The 24,864-nt window shown below is 53.0% G+C and carries 23 protein-coding genes and 1 tRNA gene; 15 read left to right on the top strand and 9 right to left on the bottom strand.

Annotated features, from left to right (window positions below; genetic code table 11):
• The first annotated feature begins 210 nt into the window (after positions 1-210).
• The 5 genes from ABJM21_RS11170 (at position 211) to ABJM21_RS11190 (ending at position 3,845) form a co-directional block, all read left to right on the top strand.
• Positions 211-495: a hypothetical protein gene (locus ABJM21_RS11170; RefSeq protein WP_348301074.1), complete on the top strand. Its 285-nt coding sequence runs from the start codon at positions 211-213 to the stop codon at positions 493-495.
• 118 nt (positions 496-613) lie between these two features.
• Complete coding sequence (locus ABJM21_RS11175; RefSeq protein ID WP_348301073.1) at positions 614-940, top strand: hypothetical protein; 327 nt, start codon at positions 614-616, stop codon at positions 938-940.
• A gap of 94 nt (positions 941-1,034) precedes the next feature.
• Positions 1,035-1,877: a matrixin family metalloprotease gene (locus ABJM21_RS11180; protein WP_348301072.1), complete on the top strand. Its 843-nt coding sequence runs from the start codon at positions 1,035-1,037 to the stop codon at positions 1,875-1,877.
• Between the two features lie 139 nt (positions 1,878-2,016).
• Positions 2,017-2,940, top strand: coding sequence for a tetratricopeptide repeat protein (locus ABJM21_RS11185; RefSeq protein ID WP_348301071.1), 924 nt, complete (start codon positions 2,017-2,019; stop codon positions 2,938-2,940).
• Positions 2,913-3,845: a hypothetical protein gene (locus tag ABJM21_RS11190; protein WP_348301070.1), complete on the top strand. Its 933-nt coding sequence runs from the start codon at positions 2,913-2,915 to the stop codon at positions 3,843-3,845. Before ABJM21_RS11185 ends, ABJM21_RS11190 begins: the two co-directional genes overlap by 28 nt.
• Before the next feature lie 74 nt (positions 3,846-3,919).
• Here the strand turns inward: ABJM21_RS11190 and ABJM21_RS11195 are convergent, their stop codons facing one another.
• Positions 3,920-5,512, bottom strand: a complete 1,593-nt coding sequence (locus tag ABJM21_RS11195) for an isocitrate lyase (protein ID WP_348301069.1) — start codon at positions 5,510-5,512, stop codon at positions 3,920-3,922.
• A 201-nt stretch (positions 5,513-5,713) separates the two neighbouring features.
• On the opposite strand from ABJM21_RS11195, the gene ABJM21_RS11200 reads away from it, so the two are divergent.
• On the top strand, positions 5,714-7,135 hold the full coding sequence (locus ABJM21_RS11200) for a short-chain fatty acyl-CoA regulator family protein (RefSeq protein WP_348301068.1): 1,422 nt from the start codon (positions 5,714-5,716) through the stop codon (positions 7,133-7,135).
• Positions 7,136-7,189: 54 nt separating this feature from the next.
• On the opposite strand, the gene ABJM21_RS11205 is transcribed toward ABJM21_RS11200, so the two are convergent.
• Positions 7,190-7,263 (bottom strand) — tRNA-Cys (locus tag ABJM21_RS11205).
• A gap of 251 nt (positions 7,264-7,514) precedes the next feature.
• Here ABJM21_RS11205 and ABJM21_RS11210 point away from each other — a divergent pair.
• From ABJM21_RS11210 to ABJM21_RS11245, 8 genes are all read left to right on the top strand, one after another.
• The gene (locus tag ABJM21_RS11210) at positions 7,515-8,168 is read left to right on the top strand and encodes a protein-L-isoaspartate O-methyltransferase (protein ID WP_348301067.1); all 654 of its coding nucleotides are present in this window, start codon (positions 7,515-7,517) and stop codon (positions 8,166-8,168) included.
• Positions 8,169-8,211: 43 nt separating this feature from the next.
• Entirely contained in the window at positions 8,212-9,699 is a 1,488-nt protein-coding gene (locus ABJM21_RS11215; RefSeq protein WP_348301066.1) for a TolC family outer membrane protein, read from the top strand.
• Between the two features lie 92 nt (positions 9,700-9,791).
• Positions 9,792-10,361 carry a DUF2497 domain-containing protein gene (locus ABJM21_RS11220; RefSeq protein ID WP_348301065.1) on the top strand — a complete coding sequence of 190 codons (570 nt, stop codon included), beginning with the start codon at positions 9,792-9,794 and terminating at the stop codon, positions 10,359-10,361.
• A 94-nt stretch (positions 10,362-10,455) separates the two neighbouring features.
• The gene (locus ABJM21_RS11225) at positions 10,456-12,510 is read left to right on the top strand and encodes a S9 family peptidase (RefSeq protein ID WP_348301064.1); all 2,055 of its coding nucleotides are present in this window, start codon (positions 10,456-10,458) and stop codon (positions 12,508-12,510) included.
• Complete coding sequence (locus ABJM21_RS11230) at positions 12,507-13,178, top strand: enoyl-CoA hydratase/isomerase family protein (RefSeq protein ID WP_348301063.1); 672 nt, start codon at positions 12,507-12,509, stop codon at positions 13,176-13,178. Before ABJM21_RS11225 ends, ABJM21_RS11230 begins: the two co-directional genes overlap by 4 nt.
• A 31-nt stretch (positions 13,179-13,209) precedes the next feature.
• Positions 13,210-15,942 (top strand): valine--tRNA ligase, encoded by a 2,733-nt coding sequence (locus tag ABJM21_RS11235; RefSeq protein WP_348301062.1) that lies wholly within the window; start codon positions 13,210-13,212, stop codon positions 15,940-15,942.
• Between the two features lie 44 nt (positions 15,943-15,986).
• Positions 15,987-16,226, top strand: a complete 240-nt coding sequence (locus tag ABJM21_RS11240) for a GxxExxY protein (RefSeq protein ID WP_348301061.1) — start codon at positions 15,987-15,989, stop codon at positions 16,224-16,226.
• A 4-nt stretch (positions 16,227-16,230) separates the two neighbouring features.
• Positions 16,231-16,377: a GxxExxY protein gene (locus ABJM21_RS11245; RefSeq protein ID WP_348301060.1), complete on the top strand. Its 147-nt coding sequence runs from the start codon at positions 16,231-16,233 to the stop codon at positions 16,375-16,377.
• Positions 16,378-16,480: 103 nt separating this feature from the next.
• Here the strand turns inward: ABJM21_RS11245 and ABJM21_RS11250 are convergent, their stop codons facing one another.
• From ABJM21_RS11250 to ABJM21_RS11280, 7 genes are all read right to left on the bottom strand, one after another.
• Complete coding sequence (locus tag ABJM21_RS11250) at positions 16,481-16,918, bottom strand: hypothetical protein (protein WP_348301059.1); 438 nt, start codon at positions 16,916-16,918, stop codon at positions 16,481-16,483.
• Positions 16,919-17,048: 130 nt separating this feature from the next.
• Positions 17,049-18,764, bottom strand: coding sequence for a DUF87 domain-containing protein (locus ABJM21_RS11255; RefSeq protein WP_348301058.1), 1,716 nt, complete (start codon positions 18,762-18,764; stop codon positions 17,049-17,051).
• A 109-nt stretch (positions 18,765-18,873) separates the two neighbouring features.
• Positions 18,874-19,617 carry a TIGR02186 family protein gene (locus tag ABJM21_RS11260; RefSeq protein ID WP_348301057.1) on the bottom strand — a complete coding sequence of 248 codons (744 nt, stop codon included), beginning with the start codon at positions 19,615-19,617 and terminating at the stop codon, positions 18,874-18,876.
• Positions 19,618-19,643: 26 nt separating this feature from the next.
• On the bottom strand, positions 19,644-20,558 hold the full coding sequence (locus ABJM21_RS11265; RefSeq protein WP_348301056.1) for a sulfite exporter TauE/SafE family protein: 915 nt from the start codon (positions 20,556-20,558) through the stop codon (positions 19,644-19,646).
• Between the two features lie 102 nt (positions 20,559-20,660).
• Positions 20,661-21,473: a hypothetical protein gene (locus ABJM21_RS11270; RefSeq protein WP_348372291.1), complete on the bottom strand. Its 813-nt coding sequence runs from the start codon at positions 21,471-21,473 to the stop codon at positions 20,661-20,663.
• Positions 21,474-21,779: a hypothetical protein gene (locus ABJM21_RS11275; protein ID WP_348301054.1), complete on the bottom strand. Its 306-nt coding sequence runs from the start codon at positions 21,777-21,779 to the stop codon at positions 21,474-21,476.
• Complete coding sequence (locus ABJM21_RS11280) at positions 21,772-23,196, bottom strand: glycosyl transferase family protein (RefSeq protein WP_348301053.1); 1,425 nt, start codon at positions 23,194-23,196, stop codon at positions 21,772-21,774. The genes ABJM21_RS11275 and ABJM21_RS11280 overlap by 8 nt, the downstream gene beginning before the upstream one ends.
• Positions 23,197-23,429: 233 nt before the next feature.
• On the opposite strand from ABJM21_RS11280, the gene ABJM21_RS11285 reads away from it, so the two are divergent.
• Entirely contained in the window at positions 23,430-24,854 is a 1,425-nt protein-coding gene (locus tag ABJM21_RS11285) for an MFS transporter (RefSeq protein WP_348301052.1), read from the top strand.
• Positions 24,855-24,864: the final 10 nt, after the last annotated feature.

Genomic DNA, 24,864 nt, shown 5'->3' on the forward strand with positions numbered 1-24,864 from the left:
CCGGCGGCTGCCCTCCAACCTGTCTAATTTCTGAGTCGCGGCCTCGCCCCTCTTTTGTAAATTGGGGCAGATTGCACCACATTTCCGACGAATTTCAGCCAGTTTTCACTTGATCGTGCAGGCTGTTCCGCTGACCGCTTACTTCTGGAATGTCTCCTGATAACCACCATTTTTTAGATAGGCAGGGGGTTAACAATGGAGTTGAGTATTATGAAAAAGCTACCAATGATCGCAGCCGCTTTTGGTGCTGCTACACTAATCGCCGCCCCAAGTTTCGCTCAAGACGCTGGTGCTGAAGCCCCAGAAGAAGGCGCAGCAACAGAAGCGGCACCTGCCCCTGAGGCAGCACCTGCGACCATCGATACTGATGGTGATGGCACAATGGATGCCTGGGACCAACGTGGTGACGGTAAACCCGATAGTTGGGATACCGATGGCGATGGCGCCCCAGACGCTTTTGATCAAGATGGTGACGGCGCGCCCGACCCTAAATAGTCAAAGCATATAAGGCTGAACCAGCCTTAAGCTGTGCCTAACGTGTGCGGCCAATTTGAGCAAATCTCCCTCCCTGCTCGGTTGGCCGCCACATATCTCTGACAAAGGAAGAGAGCTCATGAAACACCTATTGAAACCAGCATTGATTTTGACACCCGCGATATTTGCGCTTGCTGCTTGCGATGCCCCGCCAGCAGATGATCCGGCCGCTGATGGCTTGGAAGATGGATCGGGAATGGAAGCTTCGCCAATGGAAGAGCCGGTTGATACGGCTCCAATGGATGACACTATGCCGGCAGATGGCGGCCTCGAAGGCGGCGCAGCCCCGGCAGATGAAGTATTGCCGGAAGCAGTTGATGCCATTCCTCCGGTAGGAGAAGACAGCGCAACTGATGATGCTACAGAATCTTCAGCAGCTGAAAGCGAAACTGAAACATCTGAATAGATTCCAGATAACCGGGCATTGGGTCGCAACAAATGCCCAGGGATATTTCGGGGGTGACGAACAGGGCTAGCACTCTTACACAGAGGTGAGACCAATGACGACACCCCCAAATATCTCCCAGATGCCGCTCAATGATATGCTTTATTCTCGCGGCATGTCGGGCGATGAAATCCACGGCATTCAATCTTATCTTCGACACTACGGATATCTTCAGGACCGATTTGGTGTGCTGCATGATGGGGAATATGATGATGCCACCGAAAAAGCCGTCCGTCTTTATCAGTGTTGTTTCGGTTTGCCGGCGACCGGTAGCCTGGACCAAGCCACACTCTGCGAAATGGCAAAACCCCGTTGTGGCTTTATAGATATTCCTCCAATGGACGCTGCATTTACAGCAATCAGTCGATGGGAACGCTCAGACCTTACCTATAAATTCAACAGCTTTTCAACAAAGATGGCGCAGACTGATATTGAGCGCGATGTCACCGCCGCTTTTGACCTGTGGTCCGAACAATGTGATCTTCGCTTCTCCATCAGCGCCGATGGCGCGGTCGACATTGAAATTGAGTTTGCCACCGGAGAACATGGCGATGAGAGCCCTTTTGATGGGGCATCAGGCGTATTGGCACATGCCTACTTCCCACCGCCAAATGGCGGCCCGCTAGCCGGTGACACCCATTTTGACGATGATGAAAACTGGACCTGCAATGTCAGCGACACACAGGGCATCGATTTCCTTACTGTCGCTGCGCATGAATTTGGTCATGCTATTGGTCTCGGACATAGCCGCCAGAGAGGAGCATTGATGTTTCCAAGCTATTCCGGTCCGCAGCGCTTTTTGGCTCCTGATGATATCGCTGGATGCCAATCGCTATATGGCCCGCCAAGTGCTGCCGCCGCCGCCGATTGCTCACCATTGCCTGGCCGGACGCGCTGACCTCCATTCTCTCATTTTGATCACTTGACCTTGATTCTGTAACTTTCTGGCTCGGTTTGCCGAATATTGAACATTCGGCAAATTTCGCGTCTGGAGCATGTTTATGCTATTGGGCTAATCACAAGCAGAAGGAAACAGCATGCATATCTTCAAGTCAGTCGCAATCCTAGGTACCGCAACGACACTCGCGTTTAATCCAGGTTCGGCTATCGCCGCTGGTGGCGGCGGTGGTGGCGGCTCAGCGCCCAGCAATAGCGCACCTAAATATGACGCATCGGCTGAATATCAAAAGGGTATCGCTGCCCTCAAAGCCAAAGATCACAAGAAAGCGGTCAAATCTTTCAGACGCTCGCTGAGCGTGGCGCCGCGCAATGCCAGCGCGCAATATCTGCTTGGTGTCAGCTATATCGGACAAGGCAATTATAAAAAGGCACGCAAACCACTGGAAAAGGCGGTTAAATATAACGGCAATCTCATCGAAGCCCACCGTGATCTCGCAATTACCTACCACAAGCTCGATATGACCGACAAAGCATCGGCTTCGCTCAATAAACTGACGGCCAAGGATAGCGCCTGCGGTAAGGGCTGTGCTGAAAAAGACAAGCTGACCAAAGCGATTGCCAAAGTAAAATCGGCGATGAATGGCGGTGGTTCAGCCAGCTACCATCCAGCGGATAACATGGAGTTTGCCAGCAACGGCAATGGCGATCTGGCTTATATGGGCGCCGTCGCATTGATCAACGAAAAGAAATATGAAGCCGCGATTGCGGAACTGCAACTGGCATCAATGACCTTTGGTCCGCATCCCGACATTTTGACCTATCTCGGTTTCGCCAATCGGAAACTCAAGAATTTCGATCGTGCAGAGCAATATTATCAGACCGCCTTGGCCGTTGCCCCTGATCATCGCGGGGCCACGGAATATTATGGCGAGCTGATGGTGGAGCGCGGCGATCTTGTTGGTGCCAAGAAGAAGCTGGCCAGACTGGAAAGCCTGTGCAGTTTTGGATGTTATGAAGCAGAGGAACTGAGCCGGTGGATCGGCGAAGCCTCCGCCTCCTAAAATATAGCGCCGCGATCAGTTTAACCTGTGCAGCGGTTGCACATGCCGCTGATCGCTCGCTTATTGAAGCTATGGCATGGCTTGACCCTGCCCAGCATTTCGTTGCGCTGACCACTGAACCGCCGCTGCATGCAGCGGTTCAGGATCAACAAATGTTGGCGGGTGAAGCCTTGTTCCACACGCCAATATTGCTGGGTGGTCAGGCCGCGAAAGCTGGATTGTCGTGCGCCAGTTGCCACGAAAATGGGCGCGACAATCCCGCCTTTCTGTTTCCCAATGTATCTGGTGAACCTGGTACAGCAGATGTCACGAGTAGCTTTTTTAGTTCCCATCGCGGCAATGCGATATTCGATCCGGTGAAGATTCCAGACCTTACAGTCCCGGGTAAAGTCTCTCGCGCCGCCGATAGTCAGGAGCTTGAAAAGTTCATCCGTGACCTGATTGTGGAGGAGTTTAATGGACAGGAACCGACGCCATCGGTTCTGGCCGCCCTCGCCCACTATGTACGATCTTTAACAGCAGCCCCCGCCAGTACGCGCGTTGCGTTGACGGTCGAAAACCAATTGGTGGCGGTCGATCAGGCTGTGCTTGCTGCCAAAGAAGCGCGGGAAAGTGACGACTTGAAACTTTCTCACTTGCTGCTCGCTTCCGCGCGTCATCGACTCGGTTTGATCCACGAACGCTATGCGGGAAAGAGCCTTACCAAACAGCGCAGCGCGATCATTTCGGCCAGCCGGCGGCTTGGCGAACTGCGGGAGATCAAGGAAAGTGGGGACTTCTCCGTGGCCTTGGAAGAATGGGAAGGCGGTTATCGGAGAACCCGAAAACTGATCAGCGATAAACAACATCTGTCGCTTTATAATCCCAAGCTACTGCAGGCGGCCTTGAAGCAGGCGGCAAACTGACAAGCCATATTGCAAAGAAAAACGGCCCGGAAATTTAATCCCCGGGCCGTTTTATTCCGTCTGTAATCCAACGATTAGCCAAACTGGTTCATCGTGTTGTCGGCGCCGCCCGCTTTCAGGGCCGCATCGCCAGCGAAATATTCCTTGTGATCATCACCAATGTCGGAACCGGCCATGTTCTGATGCTTCACGCAGGCAATGCCCTGGCGAATTTCTTCGCGCTGAACGTTGAGAACATAACCCAACATACCTTGCTCACCGAAATATTCCTTGGCGAGATTGTCGGTCGACAGAGCAGCCGTGTGATAGGTCGGCAGCGTAATCAGGTGGTGGAAGATACCGGCCCGTTTTGCGCCATCAGCCTGGAAGGTACGGATACGCTCATCGGCATCGGCGGCCAATTCGGTCCCATCATATTCCACACTCATCAGGTTCGCACGATCATAAGCCGTGACGTCCTTGCCTTCGGCTGCCCATGCATCATAAACCTGCTGACGGAAATTCAACGTCCAGTTGAATGATGGCGAGTTGTTATAAACCAGCTTGGCATTCGGCATAACTTCGCGGATCCGGTCAACCATGCCAGCGATCTGCTCAACATGTGGTTTCTCGGTTTCGATCCACAGCAGGTCAGCGCCATGCTGCAGTGACGTAATGCAATCGAGCACACAGCGATCTTCACCGGTTCCTTCGCGGAACTGGAAGAGATTGCTTGGCAGACGCTTCGGACGCATCATTTTGCCATCACGGTTCAGGATAACATCGCCATTTTGCGCGGTTGCCGGGTCAATTTCTTCGCAATCGAGGAAGCTATTATATTGGTCACCAAGATCGCCAGGCTCATTGCTCACCGCAATTTGCTTGGTCAGGCCTGCGCCCAGAGAGTCGGTGCGTGTAACGATGATGCCATCTTCGACGCCCAGTTCCAGGAACGCATAACGACAGGCGCGAACCTTCGCGAGGAAGTCTTCATGTGGAACCGTAACTTTACCGTCTTGGTGACCACATTGTTTTTCGTCAGACACTTGGTTTTCGATCTGAAGGGCGCAAGCACCGGCTTCGATCATCTTCTTGGCCAGAAGATAAGTTGCTTCAGCGTTACCAAAACCAGCGTCGATATCAGCGATGATCGGAACAACATGGGTCTGGTGATTTTCGACTTCGTTCAACAGCCGCTTTTCGGTGACCATGTCACCACCTGCGCGCGCCGCGTCAATATCACGGAACATTCCGCCCAGTTCACGGGAGTCGGCCTGACGCAGGAAGGTGTATAGCTCTTCAATCAGCGCGGGCACGGATGTCTTTTCATGCATGGACTGATCGGGAAGTGGGCCAAATTCGCTTCGCAAAGCAGCAACCATCCAGCCAGACAGATAGAGATAGCGGCGTTTCGTGCTACCGAAATGCTTCTTGATTGAAATCATTTTCTGCTGACCAATGAAACCGTGCCAGCAACCCAGAGACTGGGTGTAGTTGGCGGGATCAGCGTCATAAGCAGCCATATCTTCACGCATAATCTTTGCGGTATATTTAGCAATGTCGAGACCCGTGTGGAACCGGTTCTGTAAACGCATCCGAGCTACGGCTTCAGAATCGATACCGTCCCATGTTCCGTTTTGTTTTTGGATCAGCGCGTTGGTCTGATTGATATGATCTTGATATGACATTGTCATGCTCCTTTTAGAAATTCGGCGATTTAAGCGGTGTTCGCGAATCGTTGTTCACGAGAGCTATGCCCCTTCTTACGCCGCGCAGAGCCGGGTCCGAAGCGCTGTGAAGTTTAACTGTAACGCTTTACAAAATATTGTTGTACAGTTGTAAGAATATGACAACTTAAGCGATTCGGAAAACTATGAATAGACTCCATCATGTCCAGTGAACGCCCCGTTTATATGGGACCCCGCCTGAAAAGACTCCGCCGCGACCTCGGCCTCACACAGGCGGACATGGCTGCCGATCTTGAAATCTCTGCATCCTATGTCGCTTTGCTGGAGCGCAATCAACGGCCCTTTACAGCCGATATGCTGTTGCGCCTCGCACGTACCTACAAAATCGACATGGCCGAACTGGCTGGCGATGGTGGCGAGGAATATACCGCGCGGTTAGAGGCAGTGCTGAAAGATCCCATGTTCGCGGATATAGACTTTCCGCAACTCGACACAGCTGATGTCGCAACCAGCTACCCGGGCTATACCGAGGCGATGTTGCGGCTTTATACCGCCTATCGGGAAGAACAACTTGCGCTGGCCGATAAAGATACCGCCCCTCGTGCTGACGGTAGCAGCGTTGACCCTGATGCCGCTGATCCCGTCGCACAAGCGCGCCGATTTCTTGCCGCTCGGCGAAACAGTTTTTCCAATATCGACGACGCCGCCGAACGCCTTGCAGAGACCGCAAGTAGCGAGGACAGCATGGCCGCATATCTAAAGGAAAAACATGGCCTGCAAGTGCGCCGTCTTCCCGCCGATGTCATGATGGGGGCAACACGACGACTAGACCGTCATCGGCGTCAGATATTGATCGATGACCAACTAGATAACGCCAGTCAAAGATTTCAACTGGCCCTGCAACTTTCTTATCTCGAACTGAGTGCAGAGATTGATGTGGTTCTCAACGAAGGCAGCTTTGCAACAGACAGCGGCGAGAGGCTGACCAGAAGGGCCCTCACCGGCTATGCCGCGGCGGCACTACTAATGCCTTATTCAGCTTTCGCAAAAGCAGTGGAACAGCGTCACTATGATGTCGAAGCACTCGCTCGCCAATTTGGCACCAGTTTTGAACAAACGGCCCATCGATTGACCACGCTGCAAAAACCGGGTCAGGAACGCGTGCCGTTTTTCTTCATTCGGGTCGATCCCGCCGGCAATGTTTCGAAACGGTTGGATGGCGCGGGATTCCCTTTCGCTCGTCATGGAGGCGCTTGCCCCCTATGGTCTGTGCATCAGGCGTTCCGGTCGCCACGGCAAGTCGTCACGCAATGGCTTGAGCTGCCTGATGGTGAACGCTTTTTCTCGATCGCCCGCACCGTTACGGCGGGCGGCGGCGCGTTCGGGTCACAGCAAGTCGAACGCGCTATCGCGCTCGGCTGCGCGGCGGAACATGCCGACCGCCTTATCTATACACGCGACCGTCCCGATATCAGCCCCGACAATGCAACACCCATCGGTGTTACATGCCGCCTTTGCCACCGGACGAAATGCCGCGCGCGTTCCGCGCCGCCCATTGGCCGTCAAATTCTATCGGATGATAATCGCCAATCAAACACGCCGTTTGGGTTTTCTCATAGCTAAAATGTCTAAAAATAGTCTTTTCTCAAGATCAATGCAGACATAAGAAAAAATGTCTGGAGGCCCGAGCCGGAATCGAACCGGCGTACACGGATTTGCAATCCGCTGCGTCACCACTCCGCCATCGGGCCGGAGAGGGGGCGCAATTGCTTCGCTTTTCGGCCAATGTCAACCCATAGTTCTTGCAAACCGTGCTTCATGCACACTTAATATCGCCACGAGTATCGCCGGGTAATTTTTATCATTACAGGAAAATCCCTGAAATCCGTCTTGGCGGCGTCGACAAGTGCAGCTAGAAGCGGTCGAATTATATACATACTGTATTGCCTAAATAATACAGGGATGGCATAGGCGAACAACAAAGTAGGTTAAAGGTACTATAGTGGGTCAAGAAAATTTCACCGAAATGCGCAAGGCCATGGTGGTCAGCCAGCTACGAACAACCGATGTAAACGATCCTCGCGTTATAGCAGCGATGAGTCATGTTGCGCGGGAAGATTTCGTTCCTGCAGCATCGCGCAATGTCGCTTATTCTGATCGCGGCGTGCAAATTGGTAACGGCCGCGCCCTCAACGCGCCACTTGCGACCGGTCGGCTACTGAACAGCGCAGAATTGACGAAGGACGATAAGGTTCTTTTGATTGGCGCAGCGACGGGTTACACTGCTGCTGTTATCGCGCAGCTGGCAGGATCAGTCGTTGCCGTGGAACAATCCTCGAAATTGGCGACTAAAGCAAAAGCCAATCTGAACGATCTTGACAATATACAAGTCGAGAAGGCTGACCATGCCGATGGCTTCGCGGATCACGGTCCGTACACTGTAATCATTATCGATGGTGTTGTTGACGCCATTCCAGCGGCTTTGGTGGAGCAAATGGCTCCAGAAGGCCGTCTGGTTGGAGCGATTATGGATGGTTGCGTGGCACGGCTAGCCATCGGACATAAGGCTGGCGACACTATCGGCTATCAATATTTCGCGGATTGCGGAGGTGTTGCCCTACCTGGCTTTAAACAAACCGAGAGTTTCAGTTTCTAATATGCAGTTGTTTCTACAAAAATTCCCTGAGAGAGGTGTTTTGATGAGTAAACGCAGTTTGTTGCTTGGCGCGGTCGCCATTGCGACTCTCTCTACACCCGCCCATGCGGATACACTCCGCGAAGCTTTTGTTGCTGCTTATAACACCAATCCGACATTATCTGGTGCTCAGGCAGCGCAACGCGCAGAAGACGAAAATGTTCCAATAGCCAAGGCCGATGGTCGTCCAAATGCAGGTTCCCAGTTTGGCTTTCAAGAGGATTTTCTGCGCAATGCGATTAGTTTTACGGCCCCTCTTCGGAGGGTCACGGCTTCTGGTGACTTAAGTGTGCCAGTATACTCTGGCGGCCGAGTCAAAAATGCCGTGCGGGCGGCAAAAACTCGTGTTGCTGCTGGCCAATATGATTTGCGGGGAACCGAGGCTAGCCTGTTTAGCAACGTGGTCGCGGCCTATATGGACGTGATGCGCGATGAGGCCGTCGTACGACTTAATCGCGCGAATGTTGGTGTTCTAGCTGTCAATCTGGAGGCGACCAGCGATCGTTTTGAAATTGGTGACCTTACCCGTACCGACGTCGCCCAGTCCGAATCACGGCTAGAGGTTGCAAAAGGTGAATTGGAATCCGCGCGCGCTAATCTGATCACCAGTAAAGAAAACTACATTGCTTTAGTTGGGCAAGTTCCTGGCGAATTGCAATCTCCTCCTCCCTTGCCAAATTTACCAAAAGCGCCAGATGAAGCAGTGGACATTGCGTTGCAATTTAATCCTGATCTGCTGGCAGCGAAGGAACGGAGTGCTGCCACGGAGTTTGATATTAAACGGGCGCGAGGTGCAGTCAAACCTACCGTCGAAGCCTATATGCAAGGCACTTACATCAACTTTCTGAACACGCTGGACCGCCGTGATCCTGATTCACCGACGAATCCATTGCTAGGGCCGCGGGCATCACAGGAACAATCCAATGCAGAAGCGGGTGTACGCCTAACCATTCCAATCTATCAAGGCGGACGTCCGGCAGCTCAGATTCGCCAAGCCCAGGCAAGATCCGGCCAGGCCTATGAGCAAGTCATTGCAACGGAGCGCAACATCATTGCACAAACCCGTGCCGCATATTCCAGCTGGCGTGCATCCGAGCGGGTGATCCAATCATCGGAGCGGGCGGTTGCAGCCAGTGCTTTGTCACTGGAAGGCGTTCGAGCAGAAAATAGCGTGGGCAACCGTACCATCCTCGACATTTTGAATGCAGAGCAAGAGTTGCTGAACGCCCAAGTGCAACTAGTTACGGCGCGGCGCAACAGCTATGTTGCAGGCTTCACTTTGCTGGCCGCCATGGGTCGTGCCGAAGCGCGTGACTTGGGTCTCGATGGTGGTCCGCTCTATGATCCGCAAGTCAACTATGATCGGGTCAAGAACCAGTTTTATGACTTCCAGTCCGATCCAAATCCTGAACCCAAAGCAACCCGAACCGTTGATACACCGGCTCAAACAGCAGACATAGAGCCGTTACCGGAGCAAAACGAGCGCAAATAACAAGCATTGGCTGCCAAATGGTTGCCGATATTGTAGTTAATGCGCTAAGACTATCTCAATAGTGGCAGTTTTTGAGTTTTGAGGATTTGCATATGGCGGAACAAAATAAGGAATCGTCGATGGAAGAGATTCTTTCTTCGATCAAACGAATCATCGCCGAAGACAAAGCAATTGAACCAGAACGATCAGACAAGCAGGCCACAGCCGCGTTGAACGAAGAAGAAGAAACCTCGCAAGACAAACCGATGGCTGACAATGTTACGCCAATAGCTCCATTGCCGAGAAATATTACTGCCAAAAAGGAGACGTCAAAGAAGACTCCCGTCGTTGTGAAAGACAGCGATGACGGCGTCCTTGAACTCACTAATGAAGTAAAGGACAATGGCCCCTCTTCCGCGCAAGGCGTTTTCGGCGACCGGCGTAAAGACGAACGATTGATCAACGACCAAAAGCTAGATGCCATGCGGCAATCGCTTTCAGCACTTGTCGCGATGGATGGCACCAGCGCGCCCGCTCCAAAAAAACCGGCCAATGGTACATCGCTGGAAGAATTGACCCGTGATCTTATGCGACCGATGCTGAAAGAATGGCTCGATGAGAACTTGCCCCAACTGGTAGAAGGAATGGTTGCTCGCGAAATTCAGCGAATTAAAGACAAATAGTCACACTAAACTAATCCCAATTGCCAAGGTGCGCAGGCCTGCTAAACCCGCATCCATGAAAAACATATCGAAAGCATCATGCGTCGCCTTCTTAATGGCAGGCACGCTTCTCTCCACCTCGATGGCGGTCGCACGTCCAATGACCGCCGAAGATCTTGCGATGTTAAAACGCGTCGGCACTGTTGCAGTATCTCCGGATGAAAAATGGACTGCTTTTGGTGTTACGGAAACTGATCCGGAAAGCTATGAGCGGTCAACAGCGCTCTATATGCTAGATCTAACAAAGCCCAATGCTGCCGCCGTGCGCATTGCCGACAAAGCAGATTCCAGCGAACACAGCCCGGCCTTTTCAGCTGATGGTGATAGGCTCTATTATCTGTCCGACGCCAGTAAAACCGAACAACTTTGGCAGGTTGCGATTACCGCAAGTGGTCAGGAAGGTGATCCAGTTCAAGCAAGCGCGTTGAAAGCAGATATTGCGGGCTTCAAACTATCTCCGAAAGGCGACAAAGTAGCGGTCTGGGGAGATATTGCGAAGAATAGCCCAACATTTGGTCGTGATGAAGCGGAAGGCGGAGATGGTAATAACGCCCTGCCCGGTCCCGGCACTGGTCGCGAATATGATGAGCTATTTGTACGGCATTGGTCGAGTTGGGAAACACCAGGCAATTACAGCCGAATTTTCGCATTTGATTTGCGGGACGGCAAACTCAGTGGCAATGGCACCGCGCTAGATGGTGACCTCGTCGGCGATAGCCCTTCTAAGCCTTTTGGCGGCGGGGAAGAAATTTCATGGTCTCCCAGCGGAAGTGGCTTGGCCTTCACCTTGCGCAAAGCAGATCGCAATGAGCCGAAGTCGACGGATCTGGACATTTATGGCGTTGGCATTGAAGATGCCAACCCAAAACCAATGCCCGGAAACGGGAATGCAACGGACACTCTGCCCGCTTTCTCTCCGGATGATCAATGGCTGGCCTGGGCGGCAATGGAGCGGCCGGGTTATGAAAGCGACCGCAAAGTCGTCAAACTGCTTCGCAGAGGTGAAAAAGAGCCACGCGTACTCACCGGTGATTGGGATCGCTCAGTCAGTTCGATCACTTGGGCACCAGACAGCAAGGCGCTGATCGTCACGGCGTCAGAAATTCTCGACTATGCCGCTTTTCGAGTAGATATTGCTGACGAAAAAATCACCCGCCTGACCAAAGGCGGCAGTGTTGGCAATATCACACCGCTTAACGACGGATCGATGATCTTCACTAAGAAGAGCTTGCAAGCACCCGATGATATTTATCGCCGTAGTGCCGATGGGACGGTTACTCAGCTTACCAATATCAATGGTAAGGCGTTGGCGGAAATTGACGAAGTTTCCGTGCAACGGTTTGATTTTAAGGGTGCTGGAGGCGATCAGGTCTGGGGGCAGATCGTCAAACCGAAAGGTGCCAAGGGCAAGCTGCCGATGGCGTTTCTGGTCCATGGCGGACCGCAGGGTAGCTTTGGTAATAGCTGGTCAACCCGTTGGAATCCCAAGGTAATGGCGTCTCAGGGCTATGCTGTTGTCACCATCGATTTCCATGGCTCGGCTGGCTATGGTCAGGAATTTATGGACAGCATTAATCAGGATTGGGGCGGCAAACCGCTGGAAGACCTGAAGCTCGGCCATGCAGCGGCGCTGAAAATCGACAAGCAGATTGACGGGACACGATCCTGTGCTTTGGGGGCATCCTATGGCGGCTATATGATGAGCTGGATTTCCGGTCAGTGGCCGGATCAGTTTGACTGTATCATCAATCATGCTGGCATATTCGATCTGCGCAGCTTTGCCTTCTCGACCGAGGAGCTATGGTTCGATCAATGGGATCATGGCGGCCCCTGGTGGGAGCGCGCCGACCCCGAAAAATGGAACCCGATCCAGCATATCGACAAGTGGAAAACACCAACACTTTTCATCCATGGCGAGAAGGATTTCCGCATTCCCTATACCCAGTCGCTAATGCCATTCACTTATGCACAGGAACGAAACATCCCTTCCAAACTGTTGATTTTCCCTGATGAAAATCATTGGGTGCTCAAGGGTAAGAATAGTGTGCAATGGCACAACACTGTGTTCGACTGGATGGCGCGATGGACCGGGAAACGCGAAGAGAAATGAGCTTTTTTCCGACCCAGAGCGATGGCGACACCGTCATCGTCACCCTGACCAACGCCCCTCGCAATACGCTGTCGTCAGAATTGCTCGAGGAAGGTATCAGTGTCTTCGAAAAACTCGCACAGGACAAACCCAAAGGTGGCGTCGTCCTGACGGGTGCTGGCGAGCATTTCACCTGTGGCATGGATACAAAGATCGCGGCCTCCCTCGATGAAGCTGGTCAGAAACAGGCCGTTGCCGCAATCAACGCTTATGCAGCCGCGCTCCACCGCCTGCCCTGCGCGCTGGTATGCGCGGTCAATGGCAATGCGATTGGTGCTGGCGGTATCATGATGCTGTGCGCCGACTGGATTTATGCCGCTTCTGGCAATTATAAAATCGGTCTGCCCGAGGCCAAGGCGGGTCTGCCCTTCCCGCCTGTCCCGCAAGCCATATTGGACCATTGGCTGGAGCCGTCGTGGCGCAGGCGGTTAGCGCTGTCGAGCATGTTGCTAAAACCCAATGAAGCCATTGGCGCTGGCATGGTCGAAGCGACCCTGATGCCCGGCGATTTGATCGAAAAATCCGTGGCAAAGGCGCAAGAATTAAATGCACAGCCCGGTTTCGCTGCCTGCAAGCGCCAACTGCGCGCCAAAGCCAATGCAGAAATTGACGCAATTTTGCACGGTTGAATAACGGCGCAAGCGCTGGCAAAGGCAGCGCATGACATTAGACAAAAATTTCGATCCAGCGGCCATTGAAGCGCGCTGGTATGCACATTGGGAACAATCCGGTCAGTTTCGCCCTGAACGCGGCGATGCGGAACCGTTTACGATCGTCAATCCGCCGCCCAATGTTACCGGAAGTTTGCACATTGGTCACGCGCTCGACAATACGTTGCAGGATATCATCATCCGCCACGAACGGCTGAAGGGCAAAGATGCGCTTTGGGTTGTCGGCATGGACCATGCCGGGATCGCGACCCAGATGGTTGTCGAGCGGCAGATGGAAGAGCGGCAGGACAAGCGCACCAACTATACCCGTGAAGAATTTGTCGAGAAAGTCTGGGAGTGGAAAGAGGAATCCGGCGGCGCGATCACCGGACAGCTCCGCCGTCTGGGTTGTTCGATGGACTGGTCGAACGAGCGCTTCACTATGGATGAAGGCATGAATGAAGCCGTGCTCAAGGTGTTTGTCGATCTTTACAACGATGGCCTGATCTATCGCGACAAGCGGCTGGTCAACTGGGATCCGGCGCTGAAAACCGCGATTTCCGATCTGGAAGTCGAAACCACGGATACCAAGGGTAGTTTTTGGCATTTCAAATATCCGCTGGCTGACGGCGTAAAGCTCGACAACGGTCAGGACTATATTGAAGTTGCAACGACGCGGCCGGAAACGATGCTGGCTGATATGGCTGTCGCTGTGCACCCCAGTGATGAGCGCTATAAGAGCGTGATCGGCAAAGAGATTGAGCAACCGATTACAGGCCGCCGTTTCAAAATTGTAGAAGACGAACATGCTGATCCGGAACTGGGCAGCGGTGCGGTTAAGATCACCCCGGGCCATGACTTTAACGATTTCGAGGTTGGCAAGCGTGCCGGTTTTGCGGCTGGTGAGATGCTCAACATGCTCGATGGTGAAGCCAATGTTTGCCAGAGTGCCGACGATCTAATCCCGGAAGAATTTATCGGTTTGCATCGTTTCAAGAAAGACGGCGTAAGCGGCGCTCGCGAATTGGTTGTCCAGCGGATGAAGGAACTGGGATGCCTGATCCCGCATGTCACCAAATCCAAAGATGGCGAGACGCAAGAACATGACGCCGAACCGCGCACCATAGCGACACCCTTTGGTGATCGCGGCGGCGTGGTGATTGAGCCTTGGTTGACCGATCAATGGTATGTCGATGCGGAAACATTGGCCCAGCCTGCGATTGAAGCGGTGAAATCTGGCGCTATCGAGATAGTCCCGAAAACTTGGGAAAAAACCTGGTTCAACTGGATGGAGAATATCCAGCCTTGGTGCGTATCACGCCAGCTTTGGTGGGGTCACCGGATACCGGCTTGGTTTGACGACAATGGCAAAATCTATGTTGCCGAAGATGAAGCTGCCGCTCAGGCACAGGCCGGGGACGGTGTAACGCTGATCCGCGACGCTGACGTCCTCGACACATGGTTCTCCTCCGCCCTCTGGCCTTTCGGGACCCTGGGCTGGCCGGAAGAAACCGAAGACCTCAAGCGCCACTACCCCAATGACCTCCTCATCTCAGGCTTTGACATCCTGTTCTTCTGGGACGCGCGGATGGCGATGCAGGGCATTCAGTTCATGAAAGATGTGCCGTGGAAGCGGCTTTATCTCCACGGGCTGGTGCGCGCCGAAGATGGTTCGAAAATGTCCAAGTCCAAGGGCAATGTGGTCGATCCGCTCGGCCTGATTGACCAATATGGCGCCGATGCGCTGCGCTTCTTCATGGCGGCGATGGAAAGCCAGGGCCGTGACATTAAAATGGATGACAAGCGGGTCGAGGGCTATCGCAACTTTGCAACCAAGCTTTGGAATGCCTCGCGCTTCTGCGAAGTAAACGGCATTGGTGCGAGCAAGACACTGCGCGCGCCAGAGGCCAAGCTGCCCGTCAATCGCTGGATCATTTCCGAAGTGACCGAAACGCTGGCCACGCTCGACAAAGCGCTGGGCGACCTGCGCTTTGATGCAGCAGCGAACACCATTTATCACTTCACATGGGACCGGTTCTGCGACTGGTATCTCGAACTGATCAAACCCGTCTTGCAAGGCGACGATGCCGACGCAGCCGAAGAAACCCGAGCGGTGGCCGGTTGGGTGCTCGACCAGATCATCGTCATGTTGCACCCGTTCATGCCGTTTATCACCGAAGAATTGTGGCACAGCATGGCTTCCGAAACCGGCGGCCGAAACTACGACCTGATCGTCGCGAAATGGCCGGAGCCCAAAGCGGAAATTGATGCTGACGCGAAGGCAGAAGTCGATTGGTTGATCCGTTTGATTTCGGCAACCCGTACAGCAAAAGTCGAACTTAATATCGCGCCGGGCACGAAGATGACCGCCCATGTCCGCGATGGTGATGATGCCTTGCGGGCACGCATTGCGCGGCAGACGTCTGCTCTGGATCGGGTGGGCCGGCTTGAGAGTTTCTCCTTCGATCCGGCCCCTGAGGGCGCGACTGCGCAGATCGTCATCGATGGCGCAACCTATGTGCTGCCTCTGGCTGGCGCGATTGACATTGATGCGGAAAAAGCGCGTCTGGGCAAAGCTCTGGAAGGTGTGTCCAAGGAAGCCAAATCTCTCGAAGGCCGGCTTGGTAACGCCAATTTTGTTGAGAAAGCCAAACCGGAAGCGGTCGAAAAAGCCCGTGCCGATCTGGCGGACAAAAGTGCCGAAGCCGAACGCCTGCAAGCGGCTCTTGCCCGTTTGGGGTAATGGTTTCACGCAAAGCACGCTAAGATTTTTAAGAGGGCAGTATTGTGGTCGATCTTGAGGAGATTGCCAGCCGGGTCATTGATACGGCTATGGGTGTGCATATTGATTTGGGGCCGGGTTTGCTGGAATCGGTGTACGAACAGGTTCTCGCTAATCGCCTGCGCAGCCAAGATCTGAAAGTTGACCGGCAAATGCCGGTCTGCACGCGGATTGATGGCCTGGATTTTCCAGACGCATTTCGAGCGGACATATTGGTACAAGACAGCCTGTTACTGGAAATATAAAGCCGTGGAACGGCTTTCACCTATTCATACGCGCCAGACACTGACTTATCTGCGGCTGATGAAGCTGCCACTAGGCCTACTGATCAATCTCGGCGGCATTACCCTGAAAGAAGGACTGAAGCGCGTAGCGAATAACTACCGCGTGCCTTGATCCAGCATGATCGCCAACCCCAAACCAATCACCGCCCTCTTAAAAATCTTCGCGCCCTTTGCGTGAAACCAAAAGCGCCGGTCGGTCAGGTACTAGCGCTGCCCTAGTTCGCCTCACCACGCCGCATTCTTTCGGCTCCCTTTCGCATTTCCGCCGCACCTTCGCGCATCTCGGCAGCACCGCGCCGAAACTCGGGAGCCTGCTTCAAAAGTTCGTCCGCGGTCATATTCCCTTCGTTCCATTTATTTCGCTTGGCGGCTTCCGCTTCACGAAAGGCCGCATCGCTTTCCAGCCGGTCAGCATAAGCTTCCATCCTGTCCGCACCGCGCAGCATTTTATCCGCACCTTTTTCCATCCCGATCGCACCCTTGGCCATGCCGGCAGCAACCTTGGCCTCAATCTTCGCGGCTAGGTTTTTGCTCCATTTTTTGTCGTATTTATGCTTGCCATCATGCGCATTGCTCGCGGCCAAAGGGATTATCGACACCGACGCGGCTAGCGCCAGTCCTGCAATTACTCGCGCGAAATTTCTGTTTTTCATTTTGGTTCTCCATCCAAACTGACCGGACATGATTACCGGCCCTTCGACTACAGATGTAATCGAATAGGATGGCAGTGCTATTGATGTTCGACCAACAACCTATGAACAAAGACAAAAGTCGGGATAGGGATTAGCGCCCCTGGCTTCTCCAGCGCTTAATAACCCGCTGGATAATCTCGTCTTCGCCGCCCTGCTCACGCCACAGTTCGGAGAAGAGCGGATCTTCGGATGCCGGACGTTTTTCTTCGGCCAACGTATCGAGCGATACACGGATGGGAATAGCTACACCCTCACCGCAGCAAATAATCTCACGGTTTCTCAATGCAGGAATCGAATCCAGGAAGCCGCGCGCGCCCTCTGGCATCGCAGCTTTCACAAAGGCTTGGTCACGATCGTTGTTCAGACGCATGGAGAGGATGGTACCGCATTGTGACAGCACACCCTCGGCCAAATCCGATGGACGCTGCGTAATCAGGCCTAACGAAACGCCATATTTACGGCCCTCCTTGGCGATCCGGCTTAAAATGTCGCGGACGCTGCTTTCGCCAGCAATATCGTCATTGGGGATATAACGGTGAGCCTCTTCGCAAACGAGCAGGATAGGACGGCTCGGTTCATTTTTTGCCCAAATGGAATAGTCGAAAACCAGTCGGCTGAGCACCGCAACCACTGTCGGCGTTATCTCAGATGGAACCGCCGATACGTCAATAATCGAAATCGGTTTGCCTTCCGCAGGCAGACGGAAAATCTTCGACAGAAAGTCCGCCATCGTGTCGCCGACCAACATGCCGGAGAACATGAAGCTATAGCGGGGATCGGCTTTAATCTCGTCAATCTTGGTTTTCAGCCGCATAAACGGTGCGGTATTGGTCGACTTGTCGAGCTTACCCATTTCATTCTGGATGATGTTGGTCAAATCAGAAAGCAGGTAAGGGACCGGGCTATCCACAGTCAGCTTCGCGACACCAGCCGCGGCTTGACTCTTGGCTTTGGCCGCGAGCAGACATTTCGCAAGGATATCGCAATCCATCTGCTTTGCATCGCCGGTGGACTGCACAAACACTTCGCAATGTTCGCGAAAGTTCATCAACCAATATGGCAGGTTCAGGTTGTTCACGTCGAACAGACGGCCATTGCCTTTAAATGCTGCGGAATATTCGCCGTGGGGATCGATCATCAGGATGTGACCCTCTGGCGCTATATCGCAAATCTTGTGCAGGATCAGTGCTGCCGACGTCGATTTACCGGTACCGGTTGAACCCAGAAGTGCAAAGTGCTTGCCGAGCATCGCATCAACATAGAGCGCGCCGCGAATATCGTCGGTTGGATAGACGGTACCGATTTCAACATTGGCCCGGCCATCAGAGGCATAAACCTGTTTCAAATCAGCCGTCGTCACCGCAAAGATGACCGACCCGGGAACTGGATAACGAGTCACACCGCGGCGGAAATTATAGATATGTCCGGTCAAACGCTCTTCATCGCCTTCACCGAGAAAATCGATTTCGGCGATGATCAGGCCGCTCTGACCCTCATGTAACTTTTGGGTACGAATATTAGCAAGCAGCCATGTCACACCAACACGGATTTTAACCTGGCTACCGACCTGCCCCGCCATTGTTACTGTCTTATCGGGATGATTGCTCAAACCAGCGAGAACGGCAGCGTCCATGACAATGCGCGACCCTGATCCGGCAATCTCGATGACTTCGCCAATTTGATGCCCCTCAGACTGCTTTGGTGCTGTCGATGAAGCATGAGTCGCCACTGCTGGCGCTACATCTTCGTCATCAGTCTGAGGTAGCGGCCTGGCCGCTGGAAAATTATGGGAGCCCATATCTGACATGAAGTCGCAATCCTGTGTTGTTTATCTGGCACATGGATTAAGCCATCATGGTTAAGGAATATTTACCGGACTTTCGGAAAGGTAAACCACCGCGCGAAACTGTGTTTTGTCACATCTTTCGGAACAGATAACCTGCGCCCCAGCCGAAAATGATGGAAATGAGCACGGCCATCAAGCCGTATATGAACCCGTTTTCCTGCGACAGGTTCGTAATGAACCGCCCCATACCGATTTTTTCTATGGTAATGTCCTTGATTTCCGCAGCCTCTACGCGGCCGTCGATGATCAGAAATGTCTCCGCAGAATATTCTCCCACCGGTACACTGGCAGGTAGGTTAATCCGTGCTTTATAGAGAACGGAGTCAGTAATTTCGACGCTATTGGGCAGGTTCTTATATAGACTACCGCGGCTATTCAGATCAACAAGACCATTGGTAAATCGGGACAGTTCCCGGCTTTCAATGGCGCCTGCAGGGGACAATTGCAGATGGTCGAGCCCCAGCTCGTAAATATCAGCCGTTTTGTCATCGACAATTTCTTCCACCGGCCGCGAAGAGGCAAGCGCATAATAGCCCGGTGCAGAGCGGAATTCGCTGCTTGCCGCGTTGATCCATATTCCGGCCACTTGTTGTTTTTCGCGCACGACGATGGATTCGGTCGGCCCCTTCAGAACGACAACAATGTCGGCCCGTTCACGGTTACGAGTGCCAGGAGGATAAGTGATTGCGCCAAATAGAAGCAGCTGCGCGCCGTTAAAATCGCCTTGGATGCTGATCTTGTCCTGCGACACATCGGGCACCAACACCGGCGTATTTGCGGTGGCCAGAAATAGGATGGCAAGCCCACTGAACATCTTGATCCAATTTGATCGTACCGCAATCATAGCAGTTGTATCGTGTATATTTCATCAGGCTGAAAACCAAGCCCAAGCGCCATCCGAATGGCCACCAGCAATACCATGATGGCAAGCGCCAGCCTGAGATATTCAGGCCGCATGCGTTGCGCAAATTTCGCACCCAATTGTGCACCAGTCACGCTGCCAATCAAAAGCAGTCCGGCCAGAACGATATCAACAGCTCTGGTGGTCATGCTGTGCATCATTGTGGATGCAATCGTAACAAACAATATCTGGAACAAAGATGTTCCAACAACAACCTGCGCCCCCATGCCAAGCAGATACAGCATTGCAGGGACCATGATGAATCCACCACCGACACCGAGCAGCATAGTCAATATGCCAGTCAGCAGCCCAAGCATGAACGGAGCGATCGGAGAAATATACAGACCGGAACGATAAAAGCGCCAGCGCATCGGCAGATTTGCCACCAGCGGATGATGGCGACGTTTTCGCGCGGGAAGCGGCTTGCCCGAACGAACCGCTTTCACGCTGCCCCATGCTTCCTTCGCCATCATGCCACCAATTCCGCCCAGCATCAGGACATAAAGCACTGAAATTACGGTATCAATTTGGCCCCATCGCTGCAAAACCTGAAACAGCACGGTGCCAAAAAACGTGCCAAAAATACCCCCTACGACAAGCACCGCGCCCATTCGAAAATCAACGCCTTTGCGCCGCATATGGGCTGCAACACCGGAAATACTGGCGCCTGTAACCTGAGTTGATGCCGATGCGGCGGCCACTGTCGGCGGGATGCCATAGAATATCAAAAGCGGTGTGGTCAGGAAACCGCCGCCAACGCCGAACATCCCGGATAAGATACCCACGAGCCCGCCAAGCAACACGATGACAAATGCATCGACCGACAGATTTGCAATAGGGAGGTAAATATCCATATTTCCAACGACTAATCCCTTTTGGTTACAGGATAAAGGGACTTGATCCGATCTCGTGCAAGAATTCTAATATTTCGGAGCCGGATGGAGCTTCAAATGCACTCAAAACCCAGCGGACAGAGTCACCGCAGCGCCCGATCCAGGGCTTGCATTTCCCCCAATGCGCTCGCGCCAGTCGACCGATAACTGCATATTGATCTGCCCGACCGGAACGTGAAACCGTAACCGCGGACCGATATCAAGACGGGTAGCGCCCTCCTGCCCGCTGGCCCAAACCCCTGCACCAGCGCTCATTTTGTTGCTGCCACGCTCGATGATTTGTTTTTGCACTGCAGCCGAAACATCAAAAAAATAGCTATCGTCTCGGGCAAAAACAAATCCCATCTGGCCATAAGTTTCTAAGCTGGTGTCAGGGAGCACCATATCCGGACCAGTTCCACCAGCCAAATAGAGTGCGGTCCCGCGATCGTTATCGTTCCCTGCCCCGAAACGCTGCTCTGCAAAAAATGAAACCGGAAAATTGCGTAACGGTTTTGTCTTGATGCCGAGGGCCAGTTCCTCTTGCCCGCTGGACGAAAGAGCGGTCGATGCCCGCGCAAAAGTAGAAATGTTGCGACTATCATCTCCCAACACTCTGTAAGTCAGGATCGCGCCAGCCTGACTTGCGCCATATTGCGCATTGGGGAGTTGGGTTGCTGGGGATCGCGCGCCCGGTCGCTGTGGATCACTGCCTTGCCGAGCGAACAGCCAAAAATATCCCGACAAGGCGTTCGATTTTGGATTGATATATGTTTCCGGCTGTCGATCAGCCAATGGTCTCGGCGAAGATAACAGAGTTGTTTTCTCGTGCGTGCTAGGCGTGAAACCTTCTGACACGACCGGCAATGACGCCAATTGCTCAAAGGAAGAACGCAATCACAATTCGTCTTCTGCTATACTTGTCTCTCTTTGAAATCCTTCAAAATGTGGATGAACCGGAACAGCTGACAAAGAGATGATATCCCGAAAAACAGCGGTTGAAAGATTTGGAGAATCAGGGAACGCGATCAAATACTCGTTAAGTAAAGCCCCTTCCACTTCATCGATAATAGACAATGCTGGCAGCTCCGATGCGGGAATAGCGTCGTGCCAAATCACCCTTCCCATCACCCAAACAAGCAGCACTATCAAAAGGACTTTAAACGGTTCTCCTCGGCGGACCGGCATTGCGGATTCAATCATCACGGACGGAAAACCTGGTTGGTCTTAACTGCCGAACATCTTTAAAATGCGGGTGGAAGTGATTTGTTTTCTCCCATTTTGGCGGAACGCCAGCCAGACTTTTCAGATACTGGAACAAAGCGCGCCGCGCTGCCATTATATTGATTATATTGGCGACTAGCGTGCGGGGAACCGACAGCAGCGCTTCTCGCAAACCGTAGAGTCTGAAAACAAAATAGCCCTTGAAAGCCAAACGCCAGATTACGAACAAAGCATTGAGGCCCAGCATCGCCATAAGCAAATCGGAAATCGGGGTCGGTTGATAAATACCACCCCATTTGAGCATATGGAGAAAGCCGGTCAGCAAAATCGCGAAATAGGCAATGGCCAGCACGAAAGCGGCGAAGCTTGCCTTACGATCCCTGAACCGCATCCAATTTTCGCGCCAGCAACCTTGCCACCCCAGCCGATCCCATCCCGACATCGCAATTCCGATCATCCAGCGGCTTTTTTGTTTTATGGCATCGTCAAAACTCTCGGGGAAGAATTCCTGCGTTGCGACCCATTGCCCATGCTCATCCTTCAGGCGAACGAAAATGCCTCGCGCATTTCCGCCCGTGATCTGCAACCCCAGTTCGTAATCCTCAGTCAGGCTGGTTGCGTCGAAAGGTTTTCCGTGAGTTAAGGCCGATAGTCTGCGCAGTTCATCACGCCTGAATGCACATCCAACGCCTGCAGACGGCATGGACACTCCCAAGGCTTCCCGTAATACCATTTGCTTGCCATGCATTTCCGCAAATTCGTCGCCATAATGACCGGCAATCCAAATGGATCGAGCAGCACGGCGCGGAATGACCGGTATCTGGACCAGAGACGCCCGGTCGATGAGATAATCAAACAGGTCCAATGCCTTGGGATGAACCAGATCTTCTGCATCTTGCAGAATGATGGCTTTATAGCTCATGGATTCGAGGTTTTCGTCCTGACACAAAGCACGCCACAGCCGGTTCAGGCAATCCGCCTTTGATGTCGGACCAGCATGATCACATATGACGACGCGGATATTGTCCGTATCTTTTGCCGCGCAGGCGACAGCCGCGATTGTTTCGCCATCATTGGGATAGCATCCAACATAGATGCGGTAATTGCCATCCCTCCATTGGTCGAGGCACCGCCGAAGCATGGCTCCAATTACCGGTGCTTCTTGCCACGCCGGTACAAATACCGCCAAAGGGTTCTGGTTTTCAGACTGCGGCAATTCATCGACGGTTGCGCGATCATGGCGCCTATAGACAAATAATTTTCGTTTTATCGAGTGCACGAGCCAAATGACGTCGAATATCACATCATCAATAGCGCCGAGGATGAAGCACAAGCTCGCGAACAGGAGCAGCTCCTTTTGCACGAGATCAATAGTCGGCAAGATACACGCGCCCATATACCGGCAAACTCCAGCAGTTGCCGCACCATATCCCAATTACCCACGCCGCCGAAGCAGCCCCCTATAAGCGCCCCTGTGGCGAGTGCTCAAAACTATATATCGGGATGTAAATTAATGTAAACTATTTAATGCTGCCTACCCAACAAATTATAGTGGGCAGTTGATAATGGGCGCTGGACTTGCGGCTCAGATCAGGCCATCATCGAATGAAAATAGCATTAGGAGATCATATGAGCGCAACCCAGGTTCAGGGCTCGCCCGCCACAAATACCGGACAAGCATTTGGTACCAGTGGATATCGCAACTATGTGATCATTTCTCTCATGTTACTCTACACGCTGAACTTCATCGATCGAATATTGATCGGTGTGGTTGCGCAGCCGATTATCGAAGAATTCAAACTACAGGATTGGCAATTTGGTTTGCTGTCTGGCTTTGGTTTTGCCTTGATGTACACCGTGATGGGCATCCCTATTGCGAGGCTGGCCGAGAAGTGGAACCGGGTTCGCATCATTGCCGCCAGTGTTGTTCTATGGTCTCTTATGACCGCTCTGTGCGGTATAGCCGGCAGTTTTATCGCCCTACTGGTATTTCGAATTGGTGTCGGCATTGGCGAGGCCGGACTAACGCCAGCGGCGAACTCGATCATTTCTGATTATTTCCCGCCGCGCAGCCGGGCACGTGCCATCGCTATCTATACGATGGGAATTACCTTAGGCGGCGTGCTCGCAAATGCCTTTGGCGGTCCGATTACCGAGATGTTTTCTTGGCGCGAGGCTTTTCTGGCGCTTGGTATTCCCGGCGTTCTCTTCGGACTGATTTTCCTTTGGACGGTAAAGGAACCTCCGCGGGGTTATGCGGATCCTCCGACCGCGACAAAGGCCGAGAAAATGGGGATTGGCGATACGATCAAGGAACTCTCGGCCAAACCGACTTTCTGGATCAATATGTTTGCGGCGGCCTTCGTGGCGTTCGTTGGCTATGGTGTCAGCAATTTTCAGGTCGCATTTTTCCAGCGTGCTCATGAAATGTCGATATCGGAAGTAGCACTGCAAATCGCGGTGCCACTTGGTCTTGCCGCCTCTTTTGGTGCGTTTATCACTGGATATCTGACCGAGAAGCTTAGCGGCCGCTATCCCAATGCCGTTGCATGGCTCCCGGGCGTCATGCTGATTGCCTGTGTGCCACTTTACTGGATTGGGTTCACCTCCGATAGCATTCCCTTTGCGCTCGGCGTTCTCATTGTCGGCTCCATTCTCCACTATGGCTATCTCGGTGCCCAATATACAATCTGCCAGGGTGTCGCGAGTCCGCGATCCCGGGCAACAGCAGTGGCGCTGTTCCTGTTTGTCGTTAACCTGATCGGCTATGGCTGCGGCCCTCTGGTGATGGGCATATTAAGCGATATTTTGGCGAATGCTGATCTGGCCGCATCTCAGTTTGGGGCTGAGTTGACGCCGCAAATTTGCAAAGGCAGACCGGATGATCTGATCGCTGCGCTTGGCACAGACAAAGCACAAGCTTGCCTCACCGCCAGTGCCGAAGGATTGCGCTGGTCCATGCTATATATTGTCAGCATCTTTTTGGTCGCTGGTGCCATGTATGTCTATGCCTGCAAGACCCTGCAGAAAGATCTGGTCGCCAAAATGAACTGATCACCTCGCT

This window comes from Parasphingorhabdus sp., from assembly GCF_039977335.1.
GTDB lineage: Bacteria > Pseudomonadota > Alphaproteobacteria > Sphingomonadales > Sphingomonadaceae > Parasphingorhabdus.